Below are 9068 nucleotides of genomic sequence, written 5' to 3' on the forward strand. Positions count from 1 at the left end.
GAAGCCAAAAGCAAACTTTATGAAGCGAAATACCTGCGAAGCGTGAAAGCATTCACCGGCGTGCGTGACGTATTCGAGGCGCTAACTAAGCGGGGCGGCAGGATTGCGCTTGCGACCGACTGCAAGGGCCCTCAACTGAAGCATTACCTCTCCCTGCTGAACGTCGACGATCTCATCGATTCCATGGCGTGCGGCGATGACGTCGAACACGGCAAACCGGATCCACGACTCGTCGGATTAGCGCTCAGAAAGCTGGGAGTCGCCGCCGGACAAGCCGTTATGATCGGCGACACTCCATACGACGCCGAGGCGGCGGTCGGGGCGGGCACTGCCGCCGCCGGGCTCCTCACTGGCGGGTTCGCCAGAGAAGCGTTGACGGAGGCGGGGTGTTTCGTCGTCGCAGGAGAACTTTGTGACCTTCTGACTTGCCTGGAGAATGGATCGCCGCCGGTCGTGCTCTTGCGAGAGGCGCCTCCGAAAACCGGTCCCGAAAAGTTGGGATAGTCCTTGGACCCAGCCAAGCATCACCTCCTCAACGAGACCTGATGAGGCATCCATCAATATTCCATACCATGCGATAGGCGAAAGACCACGGCGGCAGAACGACCATCGCATACCGACTGTTCGACTTGACTATCACTGAATAGCGAGGATGGCATTTAACAGCCTCAAGCTGGGTACCGCGGATTGTGAGGTTCAGAATGCCGAGCGACATTCGGCATGAACCAATGAGCCGTCAGCTTTGATGGCCCCTCTTCACAGTCACTTGGGCGACGTGTCTTCGATCAGCCCACCCACCGATAGCAGGCTCGTTTCAGGGCACGCCTCGGCTGGCACTGGAACCACGATTATCCAGCTGGTGCCAAGCCCTGCAAAAATCCGTGCCGCCGCTCAGGTCTCTTCTTCGCTTTCTATTCCGGCTGGCTCGCTACAGGCTTCCTGGTTGACGACGGCTTCCGCTAGCGCGGTGAGTGACTTATCTGTCTTTTCTTCCTCAGCGAGCGTCTGCCTCAGGAGGCGCACGGACTCTTTCAGCCCAAGCTCGTTAGCCCAGGATATCAGCGTGCCGTATTGACAGATTTCGTAGTGCTCGACGGCTTGGGCAGACGCCAAAAGCCCATTATCGAGCGCCGGAGAGCCCTTGTAGTCTTTCATAATCTCCTGGCCCTCCGCGATAATGCCCATGATGGCATCGCAGGTCTTGCTCTGCGGTTTCGCCTCGATCTCTTCGAACACCTGCTCAAGCCGGGAAACCTGCTCTTCGGTTTCGGCGACATGTTTTTCGAAGGCGGCGCGAAGGTCCTGGTTTATGGCCGCTTTGGCCATTTTCGGCAACGCAGTCAGGATTTTCTTCTCCGCAAAAAAGATGTCCTTGAGACCAGCTTGGAAGAGGTCCTCGAGCGTCTTTACCTTGGGCATGGTCGTCTCCTACTATGGATAATGGCGGCTAATGCCGGCACGAAGCAAAGGTCCCACTCCGCTCCAGGCACCGTTCTTCACTCCTTGGTTCATTGTTCTTCCGTTTGAGAGATAGGATGGTTCAACCAGTTCGGAGCTCTTCCTAAATGCCGAGATGACGAACTCGAAATCCTATTGATGATCACGACGCGGTCTGTGGTCCGCTCCGACGCTCACGGCCGGTCCTTCCGCCGGACCGCCACACAACAAACTCCACCCATGGAGTTGAGGCCGCGTGGCGCGTGGTTCTGCCCTGGCTTCAAAAGCACCTAAGCTGGAGCAAATCGTCTAGCGTGAATCCGAACAGGAAAAAGCGCCAAGCGGGCAACGTCGCGAGCACAAGCAGGATCGCGAAATTAAAATAGACCACCGATGGTGGTATACGCCTAAGTAACTCGAGTGCTGCGCTCAGCATGGGCCATTCAGTTTGCCGGTCCGGACGATCGCCCAGCCACCTACGATCATCGCAAGACCCCACGCAAGGAAACCAACATCCCAATAAATCCGATGGGACTCCCCAACTAGCTCATTGACGTGGTGCACTCCCAGAACCTGGTGGTCAATAATGCCCTCAACAAAGTTGAAGACGCCACCCCACCAAGAGCGTTCCGGTGAAAAGCTTGGTGGACCAAAAGAGATGATGGCGATCGGCGGACTGCCAGAGCACGAAGAGGCCGACGACAAGCAATGCATAGGTGATGCTGTGAAAGATGCCATCCCAACGGATATTCAGCTCCAGGTTTTCGATCGTGTTTGTAGGGTACCAGCTGCTGAGCATGTGGTGCCATTGCAGCAATTGATGCAGGACGATGCCATCGAGGAAGCCACCCAACCCGAGACCGAAAAGGATGCCGGCGGCCATGGGGAACTTGCGCTGAGGAAATTGGTTGGGCGGCAGGTCGCACTCCCGCAATTCTGAACGATCACCAGCCAAGAGTGCCAGCTCCCAAAAAGGTTGGAACCGCGGTTCGGATTCACCCAAACTAAGGGGCTCGGTTCCGAATTGCGCGCCCGTCGGTCGCCTCTACCTGGCTGGCCTCCCTCGCGAGCCGAGCAGCTTTGACCTCTCTGACGTCGCGAAATGGTTTTCCCAGTTGCCGGGCTTTCATTTGAACGGCCAGCTTGGGACGGCCAAGAACTATTGAGGCCCGAACCGCGGAAACCCCTTTTTCAACGAGGGCGAGGAGAATATTAATCTGTTCGGGAGTCCAACTCCGCTTTGTCACGCGAACCATGCACGCACTGCTTTGCTAAGAACAACTGCCACTGCACTAACAATTCCCTGCAGCAGAGCGAGCGAATCGACCGCTCGACCGCTGGTCTGTCCGACGCCCGCATTTTCGCCCCTGGTTTGCCGTGCGAGATACAAACGCAGAAAATTGCCACTTGGTTCCTAATTTGCCTTTACCGGAACGATTAGAGCCCCATCGCTTAAATCACGGTTCAGTTGCGGAGTTGCGTAGTGGGGTTTCAGCGTAAAAAACCCGCTGCGATCGGCGTCAAGGCGGCTTCAATCGAGCCCGCGCTGGCGACCTCGATCGAAAAGGTGCCCAACGGCGAACGCTGGATGCGCATGAGGCCATAGTACTTAAGAAGCGACTGAACAAGGGGAGGTAACTCCCGGCGGAAGTCGTGGAGGGAAGGGCCTCACCCAAGGGGGAACAGCCGTTAGGCTGCCGCGGTTCGGACACTGAGCCGAAATACCGCGTCGATGTGAAATGGCTGCGCGTCGGGCGACGAGCGACACTAGATCGCTCATCATACGACGTCTGCGAAGCCGGACTGATCACGCGGGGAACCAGGTTCCTCGATGCGAATTTTATGCAAGCCGCTCGCTGCGGCTTGAAGGTTCAGGATGGCCGACAAAACGATCACCACCACCGGCATCGCCGCTCACGGCGCGTCCCGTCTCCCCTCGGTGGAGATCGACAGCTTCAACCTCGAACTGAAGGACGACGAAGGATTCCTCGGAGACCGCGCCAGCAAAGGCGCATTCCGGGATATTCTCGACCGATGGCGGAAACCGCTGCGTAAATCGGGAGAAGATCCCTTCGGGAAGGAGCCATCCGAAAACATCAGCAAGAAGGTGCTCGACGCCATCCTGGTCGGCGACGACACCGAGGCCTCGGCGGTCGTTCACAGCACGATCGAGGACTTCGCACAGGAACTCGCCTACGTCACGCGCCGCTTCCTCAAGTCCAAGGCCTGGGAGAAGACCGAGCGCATCGTGGTGGGCGGCGGATTTCGCGATAGCCGGCTCGGCGAACTCGCGATTGCGCGCGCCGAAATCATCCTCAAGGACGAGGACTTCAAGGTCGACTTGCTGCCGATCCGCCATCACCCGGATGACGCCGGCCTGATCGGCGCGCTGCAGCTCACTCCATCCTGGATCTTCGAAGGGCACGACAGCATTCTCGCCGTCGACATCGGCGGCACCAACATCCGCTGCGGCGTCGTGGAAACCGGCCGCAAGAAGTCGCCGGACCCGTCCAAGGCGAGCGTGTGGAAATCCGAGCTTTGGCGCCATGGAGACGAGGAGCCGAGCCGCGAGGATGCGGTGAAACGTCTCGTCAAAATGCTCAAGGACCTGATCTCGAGAGCTGAAAAGGAGGGATTCAAGCTCGCGCCCTTCATCGGCATCGCCTGTCCCGGTGTCATCAAGAGCGACGGCTCGATCGAGAAGGGAGCGCAGAACCTGCCCGGCAACTGGGAAAGCAGCAAGTTCAATCTGCCGGCTATTCTCGTCGAAGCCGTTCCGCAGATCGGGAAGCATGACACGGCCATCGTCATGCACAACGACGGCGTGGTCCAGGGACTTTCCGAGGTCCCTTTCCTGCAGGACGTGGACCGCTGGGGCGTGCTGACGATCGGCACGGGCCTCGGTAACGCCCGCTTTACCAACCGCAACGGCAAAGAGGAACGCTGACGCGGATGACCTGATGCAGGTTGACTTCCAGTCACCTGCATTGCGGCCGCACAATTATGCCGGACGATTTAGCCGATTGGATCGCGCGCTTCGGCCGAGTTTAGCCGGTCATCTGTGACGCTTCCTATTACCGCCCAGTGGCCATTTCGGCTGAATTCGTCGAATTCGAAAGAGGCAAGGGGCCGACGCGTTGAAAAGGCGCCCGCATCTGGCAGCTCCCCGAAGGCCAAGATGTAGCCAAGCTGGATCGGTTGTCTCGCGACATAGCCTTCGCGCCCGGCCTAATGGCCGCCAGCAGGCCGACGACCAAGAGCTAAGAAAAAGCTCCCGCGAATGACGCGGGAGCTTGGTAATTCTCTCAGCGTCCGCCGGGCTGCGACCCGCTGTTGTTGTTGGTACCTGGTCCGACATTGCCCTGACTGGAGGGGGCGCTGGAGCCGCCCGACCTTCCAGTCGTGCCCGGCGCCAGGATTTCGGCTTCATTCTTCATGTTGGTGCCCGCGCCTCCGGTCGTCCGACCGTCCATCGATTCTCCCGTGGTGGTCTTGCTCGCGGCGGTGCCGCCTGACTGCGAGCTTCCACCCGCCGCATTGCCGCCTGCCTGGGCCAAGGCCGCGGTGCTACCTAGTGCGAAAGTGAGAGCCACTGCCATTGTCGTAAGCTTTATTAGTCGTTTCCTCTGTTGATGCCCCTGAAGGCAATCGCTCAACCCGAAAGACGTTCCTTCGCTAGTGAAGCGCGCGTGTAGTCGCGCATCTCGTTCTATTGCCGACCCCGTGACCCTGCAGCTCTGACCGCGACCGGGCCTAACATTGGTTGTTTGGTTTCGATCGCGACAATGGCCTTGTTTGCTAGCCATAAAGGATATCGCCACTCGCCCGTGAGCCATTCGTCGAGTATGACGCGCGCGCAGGCGACTTGCGTGGTTGAGAAGGGATGCGCTTGGTTCGTAAGCTCAAGATAGCGGAGGGCGATATCAAGCGCTGATTGTCAGTCGAGGGGAAACGCCAGAAGTAGGCCGCCTCCTGAGTCCGGTATTGCACGGAAGGCTTCTTAAGCTGAGCATATAGTCGGCCATCCGTCAGGGGACTTTTGGCGTGATCGATGAAGCCGAAGGCGAAGTGGGTGGACCCCGACTTCACCGCGGATGTGGAGTACCGCGACATCACTTCTGAGGGACTGCTCCGGCAAAGCTCGTTCAAGAGACTCTTTCGCGGAACGGGCCGGTCATAAACGCGTTTTGTCTCCAGTTAGTGGAGTATCGCGTATGAAACCCGAAAAAGTGCTCAGCGACGCGATTGAGGAGGCCCAGCGTGTGTTGGGCGAGTATATCGCGCCGGGTTCCCGAGACTGCAACCAAACAATCAACCAGCTGCTGGCCGTCTTAAACAACGACGCGATCATAGAAGCGGTAGACGAGGTGAAGGATGGACGATCCGAAGAAGAGAGACGTGCGGGACCGCAGCAAGATCAACATGCACCAGGGCATCGAGGTGAAGTCCTGGGCGAAGAAGCTCGGCGTGTCGAAGCAGGAGCTACAGAAGGCGGTCGATAAGGTGGGAAACTCGGCTGCGTCGGTCAGGAAGGAACTGGCGACCACGGAGGTCCCTGATGAGCAAAGAAACGACTGCCGACGATCCCCGCCAGAAGACTGACGGGATCCCGCTCAAACAGACCGACAAGCCCTGGAAAGGGCCGCCAGATAAAGAGCCGGCTGACCAAGACCTCGACCAAGCGCAAGAAAGTAGGCGGGCAGTTCATGGCAGTCAAAAAGAGCGCCAAAAAGTTCAAGGGCGTGCGTTGGGAGAAGTGATGGGCAAGGCAGCGCTCATCGCCATTGCGATCGGCGTTGCCAGCTTAATCGGGTTGGCTGTGTTTGTGATTCAATTATAGCAGCGGGACGGTTGTTGGTTCGTTTGTCTCGCCTTCCGCATCCAGTTCAAACTCCCATGCTGCTAAAGCTTCCGTCTGGCTACGTGCAGCAGAACCCGTGGCTTACGATCGCTAACAAGCAGCTAGAGTTGATGCACAAATATCTCAGTGAATTCGGATTGTCTCCCGTCTCACGATCGCGTGTGTCGCTCGCCGGCGACGGAGCCAAGCCCTGGACCGGCGGCAAATTTGCCGGGCTGTTAGGAGCACCGAAACCATGGGTGCCCGCGGACGAGTTTCTAACCAGACGCTAGGTGTGAAAAGATTTCGAACGATACCAGTTGGGGCCCCTCAATATCTGCTGTTGAGGTGAGAGCGGACGTTCGGAAGACTGACTCTCAGTTCCGCATTTTGACCCGAATGTATGGTCCGGCCGCGCGTCGCAAGAGGTTTTCGTCGATCTGGCGTCAGCGGTCTTGCATCAATGTATCCGGTCTCTGATTGGAGCTAGTTGTGCTCTGGACCATCATGGATATCAGCGCGCGTGCGTTCTCATTAGCGGACAGGCCTCAACGGGCCATTTGGGTCACCAGTGTTCGCATGCGCCGGGAAGACCGATCCTCCATCTCTTCTTGTCCTCTCGCAGACCTCGGCGGGTGAAGGGTGTGGTGCTTGTCCTTTCAATGTTCTTGCGGCGATCTAGCGGATTAGGTGGCGGCCTCGGCGTGTTTCCTCGCTTCGAAGGAGCGTCCATGCGCAAGAACGCTCCAGGCGATACGAGCCAGTTTGTTGGCCAGAGCAATCGCCAGCACGTTGCGGTGCAGCCGCTTCCTGGCGACTTCGATCCAGGACTTGAGTCCGTGGCGCTCCCAGCTCTTCGGCTTGATCAGCACCACCCACGCCGCTTGCACGAACAGAACACGCAGGTAGCGGTTGCCGCGTTTCGATATCTTGCCGAGGATCGTGCGATCGCCGGTCGATATCTGCTTAGGCACAAGCCCCAGCCAGGCGGCGAAGTCGCGGCCCTTGGAGAACACGTCGCCTGCGCCGATCGCCGCTACCATCGCGCTGGAGATGATCGGCCCGATGCCAGGTACGCTGATCAGCCGCTCGCAGCCCGCGTCCCGGCGCGCGATGGCTTCGATCTCGTTCGACAAACCTTCGATGCGCTCGTCGAGCCGGCGCCAGTCTCCAGCCAGATCCTCGATGATACGCACCATGCGTGGCGACAGGACGCCGGACGGCCTGGCGAGGATGCCCGGCAACTCGCTTCGAAGGAAGCGCAGTCCTTGCCTGACGGCAATGCCACGTTTCAGTAGAAAGGCGCGGATCTGGTTGATGATTCCGGTGCGCTGGCTGACCAGACGCTCTCGCACGCGGTGCATCGCCTGAAGGTCCAGCTGGTCGACGGTCTTGGTCGCGACGAACTTCATCGTCGGACGTTGCACCGCTTCGGCAATGGCTTCCGCGTCACGGAAGTCGTTCTTTTGTCCTTTTGAAATGGGGGCGAACGTACCGTGCGGGCATCAACCGGGCATCGTGGCCAAGGCGCTGAAGCCTGCGGCTGAGATGATGCGCGCCGACGCAGGCTTCCATGCCGATCAGAGACGGCGGCATATTCGCGAACCGTGCTTCCATCTGGCCGCGCGACCACTTCTGCCGCAGCACGATGGCACCGTGCTCATCGAGTCCAACGACGTGGAACGAATTCTTGCCGATATCGATGCCGACAAAGGCGATTGAATGCTTGAGAGTTTCTGCCATGGCGTGCTCCTTGTCTTTGATGCCCCCCACAGCATCGCTTGCTGCTGGGGCGGGAGCACGGCCGGACCATCCCATTAGTGGAAGTCCGATGCCTCAGCCGATCAACGTGTTAGTCCAGCGGTGTTGCACGAGGCGTGACGCGACCCATAATCTGCGCCTAACGATATTTTTGGTCGAAAGGTCGTTCAGCCACATCGAAAAAGGACTGTCGTCCAGTGTTGAGGCGGTATGGCTCGGGCCATCCGATTGGGCGGCGCCGCTCCTAAGGCTAGACTAGACCAGTGGAATGCTACGGCGCATAGTTCGGATCGTTAAAAAAGCAGAGAAGCGCCCGGTTTTGCCGGCCGCTCCTCCTTCGCGGTGACGCCGTCGAACGATCTAGAAGCGGTAACTGAGCTTGCCGCTAACAAAGAAGTCGTTACCGCCCTTGCGAGCAAACGTCGACTGTACATCGCCGGAGAGCCTCACGTTTTGCGCGAGGTCAGCGGCTATGCCCGCAGCAACGCGGCCGTAGGTCTCTTGTGCATTCGACACCGGCGTAAATACCGGCACCGCCGCGACGGGGTCGAGGGCAATCGAATTCAGGATACGTGCGCCGCCAAGGAAGTCGTGCTCTGCGGTCAAGTTCAAGTAGGGCATTACGACGCGACCGTTCCAGCACGTGGAATACCTGATTTGCACGCCCGCGCGTCCAGTGAGCCCGTCGAGATCCTGGCTCTGAACTCTCTGGATCAAAACGAAGTCGCCTGCCTCCGAGTATGCGTCGATATGTACCCGGGCATAGGTGAGGCCTGCAATTGGTCCTACCTGTAGGGCGGGAGCAACGTCGAACAGGTAACCTGCCTTGGCTCCAAAGGCGAACACCGTTCCATCCGGTGAACCGGTAATCTGATCGACGACGCCCGGCCTGACCACATGGAAATTATTGAATCCTCCGCTGAGGACCGCGTCCGCAAACCAGTTTCGATAGGACGTCGATGCGTAACCGGCAAACTGATACGTATCCAGCTTGATCGTTCCGGAGCCATTGTTCAAAGTGGCGTTCGGC

10 protein-coding genes and 2 pseudogenes are annotated in these 9068 nt (G+C 58.6%); 7 read left to right on the forward strand and 5 right to left on the reverse strand.

What is annotated here, in order from left to right:
• Positions 1–504 (forward strand): HAD family hydrolase (locus N554_RS0129320; RefSeq protein WP_156042179.1); only part of this gene is annotated, 504 nt, incomplete at its 5' end.
• A gap of 387 nt (positions 505–891) precedes the next feature.
• Here N554_RS0129320 and N554_RS0129325 read toward each other — a convergent pair.
• Together N554_RS0129325 and N554_RS36620 are read right to left on the reverse strand one after the other, a co-directional pair.
• A complete protein-coding gene (locus N554_RS0129325) occupies positions 892–1419 on the reverse strand; it encodes a YciE/YciF ferroxidase family protein (protein WP_029586728.1) in 528 nt (175 codons plus the stop codon).
• A 447-nt stretch (positions 1420–1866) separates the two neighbouring features.
• A pseudogene (locus N554_RS36620) lies at positions 1867–2320 on the reverse strand (DUF2243 domain-containing protein).
• 600 nt (positions 2321–2920) lie between these two features.
• Here N554_RS36620 and N554_RS42775 point away from each other — a divergent pair.
• Entirely contained in the window at positions 2921–3043 is a 123-nt protein-coding gene (locus tag N554_RS42775; RefSeq protein WP_256378766.1) for a hypothetical protein, read from the forward strand.
• A gap of 270 nt (positions 3044–3313) precedes the next feature.
• A complete protein-coding gene (locus N554_RS0129345) occupies positions 3314–4384 on the forward strand; it encodes an ROK family protein (RefSeq protein WP_029586729.1) in 1071 nt (356 codons plus the stop codon).
• A gap of 358 nt (positions 4385–4742) precedes the next feature.
• On the opposite strand, the gene N554_RS0129350 is transcribed toward N554_RS0129345, so the two are convergent.
• A complete protein-coding gene (locus N554_RS0129350) occupies positions 4743–5030 on the reverse strand; it encodes a hypothetical protein (RefSeq protein ID WP_156042180.1) in 288 nt (95 codons plus the stop codon).
• Positions 5031–5488: 458 nt separating this feature from the next.
• Between N554_RS0129350 and N554_RS43215 the strand changes: the two genes are divergently transcribed.
• The 4 genes from N554_RS43215 (at position 5489) to N554_RS37625 (ending at position 6570) form a co-directional block, all read left to right on the forward strand.
• The gene (locus N554_RS43215) at positions 5489–5617 is read left to right on the forward strand and encodes an ATP dependent DNA ligase (RefSeq protein ID WP_371259532.1); all 129 of its coding nucleotides are present in this window, start codon (positions 5489–5491) and stop codon (positions 5615–5617) included.
• Between the two features lie 194 nt (positions 5618–5811).
• Positions 5812–6039 carry a DUF3606 domain-containing protein gene (locus tag N554_RS39065; RefSeq protein ID WP_029586731.1) on the forward strand — a complete coding sequence of 76 codons (228 nt, stop codon included), beginning with the start codon at positions 5812–5814 and terminating at the stop codon, positions 6037–6039.
• Positions 5996–6277, forward strand: coding sequence for a hypothetical protein (locus N554_RS36635; RefSeq protein WP_036054513.1), 282 nt, complete (start codon positions 5996–5998; stop codon positions 6275–6277). Before N554_RS39065 ends, N554_RS36635 begins: the two co-directional genes overlap by 44 nt.
• A gap of 56 nt (positions 6278–6333) precedes the next feature.
• On the forward strand, positions 6334–6570 hold the full coding sequence (locus tag N554_RS37625; RefSeq protein ID WP_029586732.1) for a P27 family phage terminase small subunit: 237 nt from the start codon (positions 6334–6336) through the stop codon (positions 6568–6570).
• A gap of 393 nt (positions 6571–6963) precedes the next feature.
• On the opposite strand, the pseudogene N554_RS36645 reads toward N554_RS37625, so the two are convergent.
• Positions 6964–8020: pseudogene (locus tag N554_RS36645) on the reverse strand (IS110 family transposase).
• Positions 8021–8398: 378 nt separating this feature from the next.
• Positions 8399–9068: autotransporter outer membrane beta-barrel domain-containing protein (locus N554_RS0129380; protein ID WP_029586733.1), on the reverse strand; the 670-nt coding region annotated here is incomplete at its 5' end.

Origin of the sequence: Bradyrhizobium sp. URHD0069 (assembly GCF_000701345.1) — a bacterium.
Lineage (GTDB): Bacteria > Pseudomonadota > Alphaproteobacteria > Rhizobiales > Xanthobacteraceae > Bradyrhizobium.